Origin of the sequence: Caenimonas koreensis DSM 17982 (genome assembly GCF_009646335.1) — a bacterium.
GTDB lineage: Bacteria > Pseudomonadota > Gammaproteobacteria > Burkholderiales > Burkholderiaceae_C > Ramlibacter > Ramlibacter koreensis.
Genome location: NZ_WJBU01000015.1, coordinates 42,859 through 59,786, shown reverse-complemented (window position 1 = coordinate 59,786; position 16,928 = coordinate 42,859). Strand labels below are relative to the sequence as shown.

Annotated in this window: 14 protein-coding genes; 8 read left to right on the top strand and 6 right to left on the bottom strand. The window is 64.4% G+C overall.

Features of this window, described 5'->3' with window-relative positions:
- Nucleotides 1–4: 4 nt before the first annotated feature.
- A complete protein-coding gene (locus GHT07_RS15630; protein ID WP_153586044.1) occupies nucleotides 5–709 on the bottom strand; it encodes a DUF4197 domain-containing protein in 705 nt (234 codons plus the stop codon).
- Between the two features lie 93 nt (nucleotides 710–802).
- On the opposite strand from GHT07_RS15630, the gene purU reads away from it, so the two are divergent.
- Together purU and GHT07_RS15620 are read left to right on the top strand one after the other, a co-directional pair.
- Entirely contained in the window at nucleotides 803–1,651 is an 849-nt protein-coding gene (gene purU / locus GHT07_RS15625) for a formyltetrahydrofolate deformylase (protein WP_153586043.1), read from the top strand.
- 102 nt (nucleotides 1,652–1,753) lie between these two features.
- Nucleotides 1,754–2,626: an MT-A70 family methyltransferase gene (locus tag GHT07_RS15620; protein ID WP_153586042.1), complete on the top strand. Its 873-nt coding sequence runs from the start codon at nucleotides 1,754–1,756 to the stop codon at nucleotides 2,624–2,626.
- Here the strand turns inward: GHT07_RS15620 and GHT07_RS15615 are convergent.
- On the bottom strand, nucleotides 2,611–3,318 hold the full coding sequence (locus tag GHT07_RS15615) for a BglII/BstYI family type II restriction endonuclease (RefSeq protein WP_153586041.1): 708 nt from the start codon (nucleotides 3,316–3,318) through the stop codon (nucleotides 2,611–2,613). The two genes, GHT07_RS15620 and GHT07_RS15615, sit on opposite strands and share 16 nt — an antisense overlap.
- A gap of 101 nt (nucleotides 3,319–3,419) precedes the next feature.
- Between GHT07_RS15615 and GHT07_RS15610 the strand changes: the two genes are divergently transcribed.
- From GHT07_RS15610 to GHT07_RS15590, 5 genes are all read left to right on the top strand, one after another.
- A complete protein-coding gene (locus GHT07_RS15610) occupies nucleotides 3,420–4,289 on the top strand; it encodes a LysR substrate-binding domain-containing protein (RefSeq protein ID WP_153586040.1) in 870 nt (289 codons plus the stop codon).
- Nucleotides 4,290–4,355: 66 nt separating this feature from the next.
- The gene (locus GHT07_RS15605; protein WP_153586039.1) at nucleotides 4,356–5,078 is read left to right on the top strand and encodes a carotenoid biosynthesis protein; all 723 of its coding nucleotides are present in this window, start codon (nucleotides 4,356–4,358) and stop codon (nucleotides 5,076–5,078) included.
- Nucleotides 5,048–6,442, top strand: coding sequence for an oxygenase MpaB family protein (locus GHT07_RS15600; protein ID WP_228488376.1), 1,395 nt, complete (start codon nucleotides 5,048–5,050; stop codon nucleotides 6,440–6,442). The genes GHT07_RS15605 and GHT07_RS15600 overlap by 31 nt, the downstream gene beginning before the upstream one ends.
- Nucleotides 6,439–8,169 carry a sensor domain-containing diguanylate cyclase gene (locus GHT07_RS15595; RefSeq protein ID WP_153586038.1) on the top strand — a complete coding sequence of 577 codons (1,731 nt, stop codon included), beginning with the start codon at nucleotides 6,439–6,441 and terminating at the stop codon, nucleotides 8,167–8,169. Before GHT07_RS15600 ends, GHT07_RS15595 begins: the two co-directional genes overlap by 4 nt.
- Nucleotides 8,170–8,266: 97 nt before the next feature.
- Complete coding sequence (locus GHT07_RS15590; protein ID WP_153586037.1) at nucleotides 8,267–9,760, top strand: FAD-linked oxidase C-terminal domain-containing protein; 1,494 nt, start codon at nucleotides 8,267–8,269, stop codon at nucleotides 9,758–9,760.
- Between the two features lie 64 nt (nucleotides 9,761–9,824).
- Here the strand turns inward: GHT07_RS15590 and GHT07_RS15585 are convergent, their stop codons facing one another.
- Entirely contained in the window at nucleotides 9,825–13,856 is a 4,032-nt protein-coding gene (locus GHT07_RS15585) for a beta strand repeat-containing protein (protein WP_153586036.1), read from the bottom strand.
- 244 nt (nucleotides 13,857–14,100) lie between these two features.
- On the opposite strand from GHT07_RS15585, the gene GHT07_RS15580 reads away from it, so the two are divergent.
- Nucleotides 14,101–15,054, top strand: coding sequence for a GlcNAc-transferase family protein (locus GHT07_RS15580; protein WP_153586035.1), 954 nt, complete (start codon nucleotides 14,101–14,103; stop codon nucleotides 15,052–15,054).
- 4 nt (nucleotides 15,055–15,058) lie between these two features.
- On the opposite strand, the gene GHT07_RS15575 is transcribed toward GHT07_RS15580, so the two are convergent.
- From GHT07_RS15575 to tsaB, 3 genes are read right to left on the bottom strand one after another with little or no spacing between them, the layout of a single operon-like run.
- Entirely contained in the window at nucleotides 15,059–15,715 is a 657-nt protein-coding gene (locus GHT07_RS15575) for a uracil-DNA glycosylase (protein WP_153586034.1), read from the bottom strand.
- Nucleotides 15,716–15,725: 10 nt separating this feature from the next.
- On the bottom strand, nucleotides 15,726–16,193 hold the full coding sequence (rimI, locus tag GHT07_RS15570; RefSeq protein ID WP_153586033.1) for a ribosomal protein S18-alanine N-acetyltransferase: 468 nt from the start codon (nucleotides 16,191–16,193) through the stop codon (nucleotides 15,726–15,728).
- Nucleotides 16,190–16,888: a tRNA (adenosine(37)-N6)-threonylcarbamoyltransferase complex dimerization subunit type 1 TsaB gene (tsaB, locus tag GHT07_RS15565; protein ID WP_153586032.1), complete on the bottom strand. Its 699-nt coding sequence runs from the start codon at nucleotides 16,886–16,888 to the stop codon at nucleotides 16,190–16,192. The genes rimI and tsaB overlap by 4 nt, the downstream gene beginning before the upstream one ends.
- Between the last annotated feature and the right edge of the window lie 40 nt (nucleotides 16,889–16,928).

Sequence of the window (16,928 nt, the reverse complement as noted above, 5' to 3'; positions counted from 1 at the left end):
CCCGCTACCGCAGCGCGCCGAACACCTTGCCCAGCAACGCGCTGCCCGTGCCAACCGGGTCGCGCCGGATCTTCTTTTCTTCTTCGCCGATCATGAAATACAGGCCGTCGAGCGCCTTGCGGGTGACGTAGTGGTCGATGGTCGCGTCGTCCTTCTTCACAAGTCCCATGCCGGCTGCTTTGCCGGCAATGCGGTCGTACTTCTGCGCAAGGCCGACGCGGGCTGTTGCCTGCTTGACCACGGGCAGGAACTTCACGCCGATGGGCTCGCGCGTCTTGTCTGCGAAGAACTGCGTCACTGACGTCTCGCCGCCCAGCAGGATTCGCTTCGCGTCGGTGACGCTGATGTTCTTCACCGCCTTCACGAGCAGGTCCTTGGCGAGCGGCACAGCGCTTTCGGCCGCACGGTTGATCGCCACTTCCAGCTCTTCGACCTCCTTGCGCTTGCCCATCGCCTTGAGCAGCTTGGCCGCATCGTGCAGGTAGCCGGGCAGCGGAATGTGCACCTTGGGGTTGTCCAGGAAGCCGCCTTGCGCGCCAAGCAGGTTCACCGCGCTCAACGCGCCCTTCTCCAATGCGGATCTGAGCCCGTTGCCGGCTTCTGCATCGGTGATGGCTGCAAGGCCCTGGGCCTGCGCATGGTGCGCAACAAGCAGGGCCGGCAGCAGCAGGCCCGAAGACAGTGAAAGTGAAAATTCGCGTCGCAACATGCTTTGTTCTCCAAGTTTAAATTTCGCAGTCAATCATGCCCATCAAGATGCGGCCGCGCAATTGGCGCACGTGTTTGCGACAATGCCACTGCCATGCACCACGCCTACGTTCTCACCCTCTCCTGCCCCGACCGCCCGGGGATCGTCCACGCCGTCTCGGGCTTCCTGCTGGAGCGCGGCGGCAACATCGAGGAGGCTGCGCAATACAACGACCGCGACACGGGCCTGTTCTTCATGCGCGTGCAGTTCGCGTGCGACCAGCTCACACATGAAGATCTACGCGCGCAGCTGAAGTTTTTTGCGCAGCCGTTCAACATGGAATGCCAGCTGCACTCGACCACGCAGCCGATGCGCACCGTGATCTTCGTGAGCAAGGAGGGCCACTGCCTGAACGACCTGCTGTTCCGCTGGAAAAGCGGCCTGCTGCCGGTGGACATTGCTGCCATCGTGTCGAACCACCGCGACTTCTACCAGCTCGCGGCCAGCTACAACGTGCCGTTCCATCACATCCCCGTCACCGCAGCCACCAAGCCACAGGCCGAGGCGAAGCAATTCGAGATCGTGCAGTCCGAAGGTGCCGAGCTCGTGGTGCTCGCGCGCTACATGCAGGTGCTGTCAGACGACCTGTGCCGCAAGCTCTCGGGCCGCGCGATCAACATCCACCATAGTTTTCTTCCGAGCTTCAAGGGCGCCAAGCCGTACTACCAGGCGCACGAGCGTGGCGTGAAACTGATAGGCGCCACTGCGCACTACGTGACGGCGGATCTCGACGAAGGCCCGATCATCGAGCAGGACGTCGCGCGCGCCGACCACAGCAAGACGGTGGAGATGCTCACTGCCATGGGCCGCGACACCGAAAGCCAGGTGCTCGCACGCGCCGTGAAGTGGCACAGCGAACATCGCGTGCTGCTCAACGGCCACAAGACTGTGATCTTCAAATAGATTGGTCGAGGCTGTGAGCCTTGGCTCTAAGTAGCAACAAATCGCTGATATACGCCATGAAAATAGATCTTACTTTAGATCTTTATTGCTTATACTAGCCACATGAGTTCTCGATCCCTTCGGCCAGAGCAAGCGCCAGATCCACTGCCCCGAATCGTCGGAGGCTTTTCAACAGTACTGGCTGATCCACCGTGGCGATTCGCAAATCGCACAGGCAAGGTCGCACCGGAACACCGACGGCTCGACAGATATTCGACCATGTCACTCGACTCGATCAAGTCGTTGCCGGTTAACCAGGTCCTTGCCAAGAATGCGCACCTCTACCTGTGGGTTCCAAATGCACTCCTGCCTGACGGGCTGGACGTCATGGCAGCATGGGGATTTCGCTATGTAAGCAACATTGTTTGGGCCAAACGGCGCATCGATGGAGGTCCAGACGGGCGCGGCGTTGGCTTCTATTTCCGTAACGTGACGGAACTCTTGTTGTTCGGTGTTCGCGGTTCGATGCGCACCCTTGCCCCGGGCAGGTCTCAAGTCAACATGATTGAAACGCGAAAGCGCGAGCACTCAAGGAAGCCGGACGAGCAATATGCGCTCATCGAGTCTTGCTCACCCGGCGCATATTTGGAAATGTTTGCGCGCCACCCACGTGCTGGCTGGACAGTTTGGGGAGATGAAGCAGCGGACGACGTAGTCCCTCGCGGAGCCGTCCATAAAGGATATGCAGGCGGGCCAATATTGCCTCCTCTACTCCCAAATGAGCACGTCGACTCCCAAAGAGCCGAAGCGTTAGGTCGAAAACTGAAGGCGATGTACCGCGCTGGACAGAGTGTTCGGGAATTGGCGGATGAGACTGGGTATTCGATACAGCGTATTCGAGCTCTGCTACAGGGTGTCGGGACCACGATGCGCCCTCGCGGTCGCGCCGCCTCAGGAAATCTCCCTCAGGTAGAACTCTTTCAGTCGGCAGAGTAAGGAGCTCCATTCCATGTGGCCCGTGTAGCGGCCACTATCAGCAGCGGGCAAGTTCCCATTACCCCACGCCGCACGCGGAGCGCGGCTTTTTCCAAGTTGGTCGTCGTAGAAGTACCCAAGTCGATTGGCAGTCGCGCAACTCGGTCTTCGGGGGGTAACGAAGTGAGATGCGCAGCCCACAATTGCTCTGCGAGTGCTTTGAGTGATAGCCGATCCTGGGTAATCAGTACTGCGGCTGAGATAACGCCTGCTTCATGCCATGCGCGATATGCCGACAAGTCGCGATCGAGATTTCCATCTTTGGCGTTCCATTCCACGTCAAGTGCAACACGTCCTTTGAAGTTGTCGACTAGATAGCCTTCCTGCCTCATCTCCGGCAACTCACTCAAGACCTCTTCTCGACGCGACAAAAGGACCCCACGCGTTACCAAATCAACTCGGGTCTCAAGCCACCCCCTGGTGCAAAACATTTCGTCAATTTCTTTGGCGATATCGCCGCGATTGCCTCCTGCTTTCAACCATCGCGATGGGTTCAAAGAAAACGACCGCAAAACGGCCGTGATATCACTCCACTCTTCAGGACATACAGATCGCAGAACCGCAGCTGCCGAACTTGTTTCCAGAAAGGCCCATCGCGATCTGATTGCGGTGTCGAGGACAATCGGATCGTCATACGTGTGTGTCTCAAACATCCTTTGAGTGTAGGAGCAATAGTGCGAATCTTGGTATTGCGAAGTTGCGTCGTGCGACGTCTACTTCCCGCTTGACTCAACACTTGACTGTTGGACCACCTATGACCGCACGCATTCCGCCCATCCAGTGCCTGCTCACGTTTGAGGCACTGGCGCGGCTGCGCTCCGTGACGCTCGCCGCCGAGGAGCTGTGCGTCACGCCCAGCGCCGTGAGCCATCGCGTGCGCCAGCTTGAACAAGTCATCGGCACCAAACTCTTTGGCCGCGCCGATTTTTCGCTCACCACCGAAGGCAGCGAATACCTTGCGCATGTGCGCGAAGGCCTGGCTATCCTGGAGCGCTTTCCAGGCAAAGACGCAGCCCAGGGCAAGCGCAAGCTGCGCGTTGCCGTCACGCCAACGTTTTCCCGGTCAATCCTCATGCCGCGGCTGCGCAGCTTCATCGAGGCGTATCCGGAAATTGACCTCACGCTGCAAGTGTCGATCCCGCTGCTCGACGTGGTGGCCGAAGACGCCGACCTGATGATTCGCTTTGGCACCGGCCGCTACGCCGATGTCGAGCATCTGTGCCTGATGACCGATGAGGTGACGCCGCTTGCCTCACCCGCCTACATCCGCGCGAATGGCCCGTTCGACACCATCGACGAACTGCTTGCCGCCAAGCTGATCAAGAGCCCGCTGGAGCCGTGGCGCACCTGGTTTCTCGCGCATGGCCACGACATGAACGAGCCCGTCGAGGGCTCGTCGTTCAACGACATCGGCCTGATGTGCGATGCAGCCGCGCAAGGCCTGGGCATAGCACTCGTGCGGCTCAAGTTGGGTGCACCGTGGCTGGAAAACGGATCGCTGGAGCGGATCTCGCCGCGCAACGTGCCCAGCCCCCACGCGCACTACCTGTGCTGGCGCACGGGCGCGATGGACCGCTGGGAATGCGCCGCGTTTGCAGACTGGCTGCGAAAGAGCATCGGTTGATGTTACAAAGCGTGTCGAGAACATAAGGGCGGCTTTCCCGGCCGCAAAAAAAGACAGGAGAGGGACTTGAACTTTGCGGTGGTCGTCGCTTCGCTCCTGCTGGCCGCAACCAGCATGTGGTCGTGCAGCGTTCTGTTCGGCAAACGGGCCGCGTTCATCTTTTTGGCGATCGCGGCGCTTATCGGCTGGTTTGCTGAAGAGATGGGCTCCACACGTGGCTGGTTTTTCGGCAGCTACACCTATACCGACGTGCTCGGGCCGCAAATCGGCTCAGTGCCCTTTGTCATTCCGTTCATGTGGTTCGGCCTGTGCCATGTCTGCTTCGTGATGGCGAGCCTGGTGTTGTGGCGCCGTCCTTGCCCGCCCGCCTCTGGATGGATCCCGGTCACACTGGCCGCGCTGATGACGGCGATGATCATCACGGCCTTCGATCTTGGCGCTGACCCTTACTTCGTTTACGTGCTCAAGGCCTGGATCATGGCGAAGAAAGACGGCGGCTGGTTTGGCGAAACCGTGCGCGGCTTCGAAGGCTGGATGATCGTGAGCTTTGTGATCACCGCCGCCTTCCAGGCCATCGCGCGGCCGCAGCTGGTCACGCCGCTGCCCGCTCGCGCGCAACTCGCCGCGCTCATGCCGGTGCTCGTTTATGCGGGGATGATCGTGTTCCAGATCGTCATGACGCAGCCCATTGCACTGCGCGTCATCGCATTCTTTGCGATGGGCATTCCGGCGCTCATCGCAGGCTTCGCATGGTCGCAATGGCAAGCTTCGAAAGCGGCCGCATCATGACCATGCCTGCTGCCTGGCAAAACGCGGCGATGCACGCCGATCCGCTCGCCGATCGCGCCGTGGCCGCGGTCATCGGGCCTTGGGCTGATGCAGCCGGCGCAACAGGGCCTGGCATCACGCGTCTCGCGCAAGCAACCCGCCTGATGTCCGGCTGGACGACGAATGGCCGCCTCGCCTCGTGGTCGCCTGACGACCCCACCATCGACCCGCAGGTCGCTGCCGCCTTGCGCGCCTACCTTGACGAAGGCTGCCAGCTGCCGCCATGGGCGGACGCCGCACAGATCGAACGCGCTGAAAACGTGTTCATGGAATACGGCCCCATGTCATGCGTGCTGCTGTTTTGCGCCAGCTTGCCGCAGTGCTACGTGCTGCCGCACCTGGCGGAAGTGCTGCACGTGGCGGGCCAGCTGGAAGCGCGCACCGAGCACCGCATCCGCCACACGGCTGCAATGGTGTTCCCCGTGATGATGAAGGGCGGCCTGGGTACCCCAGCGGGCGGTGGTGTCGCGCAAGTGTTGAAGGTGCGGCTCATTCATGCAACGGTGCGCCACCTGATCCTGCGCGGCGCACCTGGTGAGGCCCACAATCGCGTGATGCCCCTTGCGCCCGTCGGACCCGGCGCAAGCCTGAACCAGGCGCTGGTCACGCACGGCTGGGATGTGCCGCGCCAGGGGCTGCCTTGCAACCAGCTCGAACTCGCGTACACGCTGCTCACCTTCGGCTACGTGTTCCTCAAGGGCATGCGCACGCTGGGAATGAAGCTGTCCGACGCGGACGAGCGCGCGTTTTTGCACGCGTGGAACGTGGCGGGGCATGTGCTTGGCATTCGCGATGACCTCATGGCGCACACGATGGAAGATGCGGCTGTCCTGTTCGACAGCCTGCAGGCGCAGGCGCAAGTGACACCCGCGACGCCTGATGTGCGGCCACCGCTTGGCCGGGCGCTCATCGGTGCAATGGCAAGCGCAATCCGCGTGCCGGTGATCCGCAACATGCCGGTGCCCCTCACAAGGTGGCTGATCGGCCCGGCGACTGCGCAAGCCATCGGTGTCGACGAACGAGTCGGCATCGTCACGCGCGTGGTGTTTGCCGCGGCCCGCATCGCCGTGCGCGTCTTTGATGCAATCGTGCGCGTGGCGCTGCCGACGTTTTCACTCACACGCATGTTCACGCGCGTGGTGGGCTACCACCTGCTCACACGCATGCTGCTCGCGCAGACGCGCCCGCTGGGCCTGCCTGACGAATTGCTCAATCCGCTGCAGGACACCGTCGCGGCCTGGGAGCATGACCGCCGCTCGCCGGAGTGGGTCAACCGGCTTGAAGACCGTTTGACGACGGTCGGCGCCTGGAGGTCTGCCCCATGACTGCCTGCTGGCGCTTGCTTGCGATTCTGGCGCTACTGATGCTCGCTGCCGTGGGGCCGGCATGGGCCGCGGTGGATGGCGAGGGCGACATCACGCTGCAGGGCCAGTACCTGATCGATGAATCGGGCAGCAAGACCGTGCAGGACGTTGTCGCGAGCGCCGCCCTGCAACGTGTGGACCGCCATCGCGCCTACCCGCTCGGCGACGGCGCGATCTGGATGCACTTCGAGCTGCCGCAACGCGACGCCAGCCGCCGCTGGTTCCTGCTGCTGTCGGGCGCACCGTTCACCAACGACGCCAGCCTGTTCACAACCGGGCCTGATGGCACCTGGCAAGAGCAGCGCGCGGGCGACCAGGTGCCGGTGGCCCAATGGGCACACCCGAACATTTCGCCGCTGTTTGCCGTTGCCTCGCAGGCGAACACCGTGTGGCTGCGTCTGGCCAACAAGCCGGCGCCCATGAGCCCGTATGTGCAGCTACTCACTGAGGACACGCTGCAGTTCAAGCAGCAGTGGACTTACCTGCTCGTGGGCGGATACCTGGGCTTTGGCCTGCTGGTGGTTGTCGTCGGCATCATGCACGCGCGGCTGTATCGCGATCGCGTCTTCCATGTGTACTGCCTCTATGTCGCCTTCATGCTGGCGTTCCAGCTTGCGTTCACGGGCATGGGTGGCCTGCTGTTGTGGCCGCACTCCGCCGCATTCAACGACGCAGCGCCTGCGGTCTTCATGCTGGTGATGACGGCCTCGGGCATCTGGTTCATTCGCGAGGCCACGGCGCTGCCGCGCCACAGCCGCCTGCTCGATCGCGCCGTGCGCGGTTTTGTGGTGTTCGGCCCGGTCTTCGCTGTTGTGTACGTGTGGTCAAACAGCACATGGGCCTACGCGGTGCTCAATGTCTATGGCCTCATATCGGTCGTATTGAGCATTGGCCTGTGCCTGTGGACATGGCGCAAGGGCGAGACTTATTCGGGCTGGCTGTTCCTGGGCTTCCTGCCGGTGCATCTGGGCTATCCGTTTCCCGCACTGCGTGCTGCGGGCCTGCTGCCCGACAGCTGGGCCACGCAATATGCCGTGCTGATCGGCTCGGCGCTTGAGATCCCGCTGTTGCTGTACTTCCTGCACTGGCGAGCAAAGGACTTCTCCGAAAACCGTGCGCGCATGCGCGCGCTCGACAGCACCGACCCGCTCACGGGCCTGCCCGGCACGCCGGTTTTCCGGCTGCGGCTGCGCGATGCATTGCGCCGCGCGCAACGCACCGGCCAGCGCTGCTCGGTGCTGCTGGTCGAGCTGGTGAACCACGCGGAGATCCAGTCACGCGCAGGGCGCGAAGCCGGCGATCGCGCGCTGGTCGTCGCGGCGTCGCGGCTGGCACATGTCGTGCGCGATGTCGACACGGTGTGCCGCATTGCGGACACGCGCTTCGTGATCCTGACGGAAGGTGCCCAAGGCGTGGACGCGCGCAGGCTGCTGGCACAGCACGTGGTGGCCCGAGGGCTGGAACCCATGCCGCAATTGCCCGCTGACCTGACGCTGCGGTTTCGCGTCGTCACAGCCTCCGCACCGGACGGTGCCATCGAACTCACGCCCGAGGGCACGGTGGACGAGCAACGCCTGATGCAGCGCCTGAGCTGGGCGCTTGCGCGGCTGGTCGATGACCCGAAGAAGGTTGTGCAGCACCTGGAGCCGCGGCCCGGCGAGACGAGCCAGCCGCCGGTAGCGGCCTGAGGCAGCCCGAAGCGGCTTGAAGCTTTCATCGTTCGCTGAAAAAACTTCAACCTGCAAAGCGCTGCGCCGGGACGTCCGCTGTGCAAAGATGCAGCCCATGAACGCCAAGATTGACGAGCAGGTATTCAATCGCGCCGAGCGGCAATCGCAGATCGTGCGGGCGCTGCAGGCCGTGCTGCCTTCGCACGCGCTGCTGTGGAACAACGAAGACACGACGCCGTTCGAATGCGACGGGCTCACCGCCTATCGCCAACGCCCCCTTGTTGTGGCCCTGCCAGAGACAGAAGCACAGGTGCAAGCGGTGCTGCGAGCGTGCCATTCGCTTGACGTGCCTGTGGTGGCGCGCGGCGCGGGCACCGGCTTGTCCGGCGGCGCGATGCCGCATGCGTTGGGCGTCACGCTGTCGCTGGCCAAGTTCAACCGCATCCTGAAGATCGACAAGTTCAGCCGCACTGCCGTTGTGCAATGCGGCGTGCGCAACCTGGCCATCAGCGAAGCCGCCGCGCCGCACGGGCTGTATTACGCACCCGATCCGTCGAGCCAGATCGCATGCACCATCGGCGGCAACATCGCCGAGAACTCGGGCGGTGTGCACTGCCTGAAGTACGGCCTGACGTTGCACAACGTCGTGAAAGTGCGCGGCTTCACCGTCGAGGGCGAGCCCATCACCTTCGGCGCCGACGCGCTCGATTGCGCGGGGCTGGACCTGATGAGCGTCATGGTCGGCAGCGAAGGCATGCTCGCGATTGCCACTGAAATTACCGTCAAGCTCGTGCCGAAGCCGCTGCTGGCGCGCTGCATCATGGCCAGCTTTGACGACATCCGCAAAGCGGGCGATGCGGTTGCATCGGTGATCGCGGCGGGCATCATCCCGGCGGGCCTGGAGATGATGGACAAGCCGATGACAGCGGCCGTCGAAGGTTTTGTGCACGCCGGCTACGACCTCACCGCCGAAGCGATCCTGCTGTGCGAGAGCGACGGCACGCCGGAGGAAGTCGAAGAAGAAATCGGCCGCATGAGCGCAGTGCTGCGCAAAGCGGGCGCCACGGCCATTGCGGTGAGCTGCGACGAAGCCGAGCGGCTGAAGTTCTGGAGCGGGCGCAAGAACGCCTTTCCCGCCTCGGGCCGCATCAGCCCCGACTACATGTGCATGGACTCGACCATTCCGCGCAAGCGCCTGGCCGACATCCTGCTCGCAATCCAGCAGATGGAAAAGAAGTACGGCCTGCGCTGCGCCAACGTCTTCCATGCGGGCGACGGCAACCTGCACCCCTTGATCCTGTTCGATGCAAACGATGCCGACCAGCTGCATCGCTGCGAGCTTTTTGGCGCCGACATCCTGGAGACGAGTGTGGCCATGGGCGGCACCGTGACGGGCGAGCATGGCGTCGGCATCGAGAAGCTGAACTCGATGTGTGTGCAGTTCAGCGCCGGCGAACGCGAGCAGATGCTGGGCGTCAAACGTGCGTTCGACCCCAAGGGCTTGCTCAACCCAGGCAAGGTGATCCCGACGCTGAACCGCTGCGCCGAATACGGAAAGATGCTGGTGCGCGGCGGCCAGATCGCGCACCCGGACTTGCCGCGCTTCTAGCAAGCCGAGTGCAAAAGAAGAAAGGCGCCGCAGCGCCTTTCTTGAGCAGCAGCGCGAACCCGCTTCAGTTCTTGCAGGCCACGTCGCTCACGACGATGGTCTTCTTGGCGCCTTCGTCTTCCTTCTTTTCCTCTGCCTTTTCGAGCAAGGCCACAAATGCAGTGACCTGGTTGTTCTGCTCGGCAACAGAAGCGGCGACCTCCGCCTTTGGCGCGTCGACAATTTTTTCGATCTGCTCGGTCGAACTTGTCGGCGGGGAAGTCGGCGCCGGAGTCGGCGCCGGAGTCGGAGCCGGTGTGGGTGCAGGCGTAGGTGCCGGTGTGGGCGCGGGCGTCGGTGCAGGCGTCGGTGCCGGTGTGGGCGCGGGCGTAGGTGCAGGCGTCGGCGCCGGTGTGGGTGCAGGCGTCGGTGCCGGAGTCGGAGCCGGAGTCGGAGCCGGTGTGGGCGCGGGCGTCGGAGCCGGAGTCGGAGCCGGTGTGGGCGCAGGCGTCGGAGCCGGGGTCGGCGCCGGTGTGGGCGCAGGCGTCGGTGCCGGGGTCGGAGCCGGTGTGGGTGCAGGCGTCGGAGCCGGAGTCGGCGCCGGTGTGGGCGCAGGCGTCGGTGCGGGTGTGGGCGCCGGCGTTGGGGCCGGAGTCGGTGTGGGCGAAGTCAGGCGCACGGCCGGCGCAGGCGCGGTCACCAGCGACACTTCGAAGCCAGTTGCAGCAGGATTTGCACCTGCAACGCTCGCGTTGCTGCGGATCACATCGAACGAGTCGCCGTTCGCCACGGGCGCGAGCGCGTTGGGTGTAACGGTGACGCCGCTGTTGATCGTGACCGGGCCGACCACATTCACGACGTCGTAACTGCTGGTGCCATTCAGATCGGCGATGACGTTGGTGCCCGTGTCGAGCGTGGTGGACGCGGCCGAGATCGTCAGCGCGCCGACTGTGCCGGTGGTGCCCGGGCTGATCGTGCCGCTGTTGGTGAAGGCGCCGCTACCCACAGCCAGCGTGCCGTTGCCGGTGATCGTGCCGCCCGACGCGTTGGCGAAAGCTCCGCCGCCCGTGTCGAGCGAGCTGCTCGCCGCCAGGCGGATGACACCACCGTTGCTCGTGAACGTGCTCGGGCCGAACTGCATCGTGCCTGCGTCGACTTGCACCGTGCCGGTGTTGGTGAACGAGGCCGTGTTGACGACGCTCGTGCCCGCTGGCTCCGAGGCGGTCTTGATGAAGCTGCCCGTGTTGGAGATGGCGCCCAGGTGGCCCGCAAACCCACCGCTGGGTGCAAGGTTCATGGTGCCGGCGTTGGCCAGCGTGAATGCCGAGCCGTTGACGGTGATCGTGCCGTTGACATTGACCACGCCGTTATTGACCCACGGCCGCGATGTGCTCACCGTGTCGACGGAGCCATTTGCGCCGAGGGCGATATTCAGTTTGCCTGTGCCATTCGCGGTGCCGCCCAGCCAGCTGAACGTGTTGGTCACGGTCAGGTCGCCGGCACCCGTCAACGTGCTGCCGGCCAGCAGCGCCACCTTGGGCACGGCGACGGCGTTCGTCACATTGAGCGTTGCCGCATCCACATGGAGCACGCTCGTCGAATTGATGTTCGTGCCGAGCGTGAGCGTGCCGGTTGCCACGCGAACGTTGTCGGTGCCCGAAGTCAGCGTGGCGCCGCTGCCCAGCAGCGACGTATTGCCGTTAAAGAGGATGTCGCCCCCCGCCGAGGCGTTCACCACGCTGATGCCGGTGCCGGAATTCAGGCTGGTGTTGACGGCGATGCCGGTCTGCCCGACAAGCGACAGGCCGGTTCCCGATAAGGGCGCGTTGAGGTTGAGCTTGCCCGTCGCGCCGAGGCCGACGCTGTGCGTGCCGCCCGCCAGCGCCGCGTTCACATTCAGGTCGCCGTCGGCCGCGATCGAGATATTCGGGTTGGTACCCAGCGTGGCAGCGCTGACCGTCGCATTGCCGCCGTGGCCGATATACACGTCTGTCGGCCCGGTTGAGCCCGTGCCCGGAATCGTGATCACCGCGGTACCGCCGGCGGACAAACCGGTCGTGAAAAGTGAAGAGGCCGACGTGCCGATCGCGCCGGCCGAGCCCGTCTGCAGGCGGATGTCGTTGGCCTGGATCGCTCCGAGCTCGCCCTGCAGGATGCCACCCAGGTCTCCGGACCGCAGGTCGATGTAGGAGTTTCCGGCGGTCTTGACGAGATCTTCGACGCTGACGTTCGTGGTGTCCTTGATCAGGATGTGCGAGTTCTGGGCAGCCTGCGTGACCTTGCCGAGCGACAGGGCGATGAAGGGCGACGTGTTGGTGAACTCGATGCGACCGTCGGAGGTCAACGGCGTCGCCCGTGCCTGCACGAAGGATGCTGAGGCAACGGCATTGCCGCTGTTGTTCAGGACGATGGACTCCGCCGCTGTGCCGGCAAGTCCGGTGACGGCGATCGGCGCGCTCTGCAGGATGCTGCCGGTGCTCGCGATCATCACCAGTTCGCCCTGCGGACCATTGACCGCTGCGTCAATCAGGACATTGGAGTTGGCTGTCAGGGTGAGCCGGCTGGCGGAGTCCCAGGCGATCGGGCTCACGACACGGATGAAGCCGTTCCCATTGCCCGAGTTCGCGGTGCCGCTCAAGTTGGCCGTCGATACCTGGACGTCGCTGCCCGCCAGGAAGGTCTGGATGGCGCCGGTGCTGACCCATGAATCCTGGACTGCACCCGAGGCCACGAAATTGGGACCCGTGTTCGACTGGTTGGAGCCGACCATGCCTGCGCCTGCGGCAGTGGCCTGGCTGTCGGCCAGGTACATGTTGGTCGGGTCGAGCAGCAGGTTGCCGCGCTTGCCGTTGGCGGCGGTCGTCGTGACCGTCATGCCTTCGACATCGAGCACCTTGCCGGATGTCTCGACCTTGCCGCCGTCGCCGGAGGCGGCGCCGCCACGCGCAGACAGGGCGCCGCGCACGGCCGTCGAGCCGTCGGACCAGGCGACGATCGTGCCGCCGTTGCCGCTGTCGATCGCATCGGCACGCACGGCCGCCCCGGCTGCAATGCTGGTTGACTTTGCGTTGGTGATGCTCGCGTCGCCGCCTTGCCAGCCGCCGCCGATGAGCGCCTTGCCGCCACCCTGGCTGCCGCTTGCATCAACCACTGCCGTGGAGCCCAGGCTCACGGACTCGCCGGTGATCCGGATCTGCCCACCTGCGCTGCCACTGGTGGCCGCCACAGTGCCATCGACGCCGGCACTGCCAGCTGCCTTCAGCACGACACTGCCGCCATCAACTGAAACGCCCGTTGCCTGCACCAGGCCGCTGTGACGCAGCGTGCCTGCGAAGATGCCCACCGCATCGCCTTGCAACGTGCCCAGGTTGACGGCCGCGTTGCCCGGCGCCTGCACCTGCATCACGATGCCTTCGAGGCCGCGGCCGGTGACTTCCACTTTCTGGCCCGCTGCCAGCACGGCCGCGCCGTTCGGTGCCTGCACCAGCGCCTGGGAACCCATCGACACATTCGGCGCAATGAGAACGACGTCGCCGCTGCGCGCAACGATGCGGCCATTCACAGACAAGGCGCCACCGCCGAGCCCGTCGGAGCCGAACAGCTGCTTGCCGGCGAGTGCGTCGGCTTCGGACATCCTGAGCGTGGAAGCAGTAAAGCCTGCGGTATCGACGGTTGCGCCGGCACCGACCGTGATGCCGTTCTGGTTCATCAGCACGATGCGGCCGTTGGACGACAGCGTGCCGTAGATCTCGGACGGGCTGTTGCCGATCACGCGGTTGAACGACGTGCTCGCCGCGCTCGGCTGCACGAACTGCATGTACGTGCCGGGCGCGACACCCAGGCTGTTCCAGTTGATGGTCGACTGGTTGGTGCCTGCCGCATTGCGCGTGGTAACGATCTGGTTGGCGCCGATCTGGGTGATGGTGGCGCTGCCCTGGACAGCGACACCGCCAGTGCCACCCGCGAGTGCCCCCATGGACGTGAAGGCGGCCGCTACGGCCAGTGCGAGGGTGGCGGGCCTGAATCCGGCAGCGGCCGGGCTGGCCGCAACGCGAGTTGACTTGCGCAGCCGGGTGGACTCGGGCTGATGTGAAGTGGACGGGTTCGATGAATTCACGAGAGATCTTCTTTCCCGGGATGCCGGCCCTGGTGGCCATTCCCGTCGAGTACAACAGACGCAACACACCTATGTTCAAGTCACAGTAGCACAGCGTTACACGCGGCGCAACGCCGAACACATCTATTGCGCATTGTGGCTTTCCCGGCGTCGGGCGCCAGCGTCAGAAGTCACAAAGCTGGTGCATGAGCGCCATTGCCACGCCCATTGCGCGCTGGGCAACTTGTCGTGAAAAAATGGCCCCATGAGCGTCTTCATCAGCATTGCCGCGTACAGCGATCCCGTCCTGCCCTTCACTGTCCAGCGTGCTGTGCGTACAGCCCGGTGGCCGGCCAAGCTTCACTTCGGCGTGGTCGACCAGAGCCCTGCCCCGCCCCCAGGCGCATCGGCGCCTTCAGCGGGCCTGGCGCGCATGAGTTACGTGCGCATCGACCCGGTCTATGCGCGCGGGCCTTGCTGGGCGCGCGCAATCGCCATGTCCCTCTACGACGGCGAAGACTGGTTTTTCCAGATCGACTCGCACATGGATTTCGACGAGCACTGGGACGAGAAGCTCATCGAGGAGGCAACAGCGCTGATGCGCGGGCGCACAGGCATCGTCATTTCTTCTTATCCCAATCCGTTCATCTTCGAGGAAAGCGGGCCCGTTCCCAAACCGACCACCACCAAAGTACTCGCGCATGTCGTCAAGCCCAACGCCGAGTTTGAAGCCGGCCACCCCGTGCTGGGCTTCGAGGCGCACCCCCTGGACGCCGACGAGCCCGTCCCCGGCATGCACCTGGGAGCCGGCTGTCTCTTCGCGCCGGGCCATCTGGTGCACGCGGTGCCCTACGACCCGTGGTTCTACTTCCACGGCGAGGAGCAGGCCATCACGATGCGGCTGTACACGCATGGCTGGGACATCTTCCATATGCCCGGCCTGCCCGTGTATCACCTCTACAACAGTCCTGGCTCGGGCGGCCCGCCCCGGCCGATGCACTGGGACGCCAAGGAAAACGAGCAGCGCCCACAGCAATGGTGGAAGCTGGAAGAGCGGTCGCGCCAGCGGCTTGCGGATTTACTCGCGGGCAAGGACCTGGGCATCTACAGCCTGGGCAAGCAACGCTCACTGGCCGACTTCGCAGCCTTCAGCGGTATCGACTACGTATCGCGGACGATTTCCGAGCTCGCACGCAGGCCGCAGCGCACACGGCCCTGAGCCTTCAGGGCGCGCGCTGCGCGAGCGCCTGTTGCGCCAGGCACAGGTCGGCCCAGGCCTTGGCCTTGTCCTGCGGCGCGCGCAGCAGATAGCCGGGTGGATACGTCACCACCAGCGGTACACCGGCAAATTCGTGGACGCGGCCGCGCAGCCTGCCGCTCGGCTCCTCGGTGGCCAGGACCGCCTGCGCCGCGAAGCGCCCCATCGTGACGATGACTCGGGGCCGCAGCTGTTCGACACGCGCGCGCAGCGCCGGGTCTGCCTGGGCCTGCCGCGTGAGGTGAAGCAGGTGTGCCTTGCGGGTGCGGCTCACGCCCAGCGCCTTGAGCATGTTGTCGACAAGAATGCCTGCGTCACCCGCAAACGATTCGCTTTGCGACGCGTCATCGGCCAGCGCATCGCCGATGAACAGCCAGTCGGGCTGCGGATCGCCGGTGCCGCTGAACGTGCCGGCCGGTGCGCGCGGCGCAGCGGCCACTGATGCATGAACCGGCGCATGAACCGGTGCAGCGACAGCGGCCCTGGTTGCTGCAGGGCGCTGTCCAACCTGCGCCTCAACCTGCGCCGCAACCTGGCCGGCCGGCTCAGCCAGCGGGAAGAAAACGGGCAAGCCCATCTCGGCCAGGATGGCGCGCTGGCGTGCGTCGAGTTGCAAGGTCATGGTTGCGGCTTCACAGCTTCAGGCTCATGACGACTGCATCTTCGCGCCGGCCGCCGGTATTGGGATAGTAGCCCTTGCGTTCGCCGACACGTTTGTAGCCATTGCGCTCGTAGATGCGCTGGGCCCGCACATTGCTCGCGCGCACTTCCAGCCAGAGCCATTGCGCGCCTTGCCCGCGCGACCACATGGCCAGCGCGTCGAGCATCGTGCGCCCCCAGCCTTGCCCCTGCAGTTGCGGCGCCACCGTGATGTTCAACAGGTGCACCTCATCGACGCCTTTCATGGCGACGAAGTAGCCCAGCAGCGTAGTGCCAGCGCCGAGGATCTGGGCTTCGTAACCCGAACGCAGCGAGTCGGTAAAGTTGCCGCGTGTCCAGGGGTGTTCGTACGCGACACGCTCAATCGCCACGACTTCGTCCACCCTGTCTTCTCTCATGGGCTCGAAGAAGGCTTCAACGGCTTTGAAAACTGCACTCATGGCGGCAACTCGCGGGCGGCGCGCACGGCTGCGCGCTCATCGGTAGTCTGCGCCACTTTATCGCGGATATAGAGTGGCATGGCATGAGCGGCGTCCGTCGCCAGACCAGCGGCGAGCAGCGCTGGCGCCACGCGCAACAAGGCGGCCGCGTGAGGCAGGGATTCAATGCGGCGATGGCCCTGGGGCAGCCGCGCCTCATGGATGACCAGGGCATTGCCGGCAAGCGCCCAGCCATCACCGGCCGCCACATGTTCCGGCGCGCCAAGCGTGATCGGCGAGGCTGCATGCCAGCGCCCGGCCCGGAATTCATAAGCCGCTGCATAGACCTCATCCATGCGTGCATCCAGCACGCACACCACGCGCTCGCAGCCGGCACGCTCGCGCGCGTCTTCAGCCACGGCCATCAACGTATCGACGCCGAGCACCGGCACACCCGAGCCGAACGCCAGGCCCTGCGCAACCGAGCAGGCGGTTCGCAACCCGGTGAACGACCCTGGGCCGCGGCCAAAAACAATGGCATCGAGCTCGCTCCATTGAAGCTGCGCCTGCGCCATCAGGGCATGGACAGCCGGGATCAGCGTTGTCGATGCTTTGGCGCCCCCCTGTGCTTCGATTTGCAAAGGCGCGCTCGCGCCCGCGCGCAGCACGGCCACTGACAGCGTCTCGGTGCTGGTGTCGAAGGCGAGCAGGTTCAAGGGAAGTGGGCGTGGCGAATCGGGCAACCCCTGATTATCG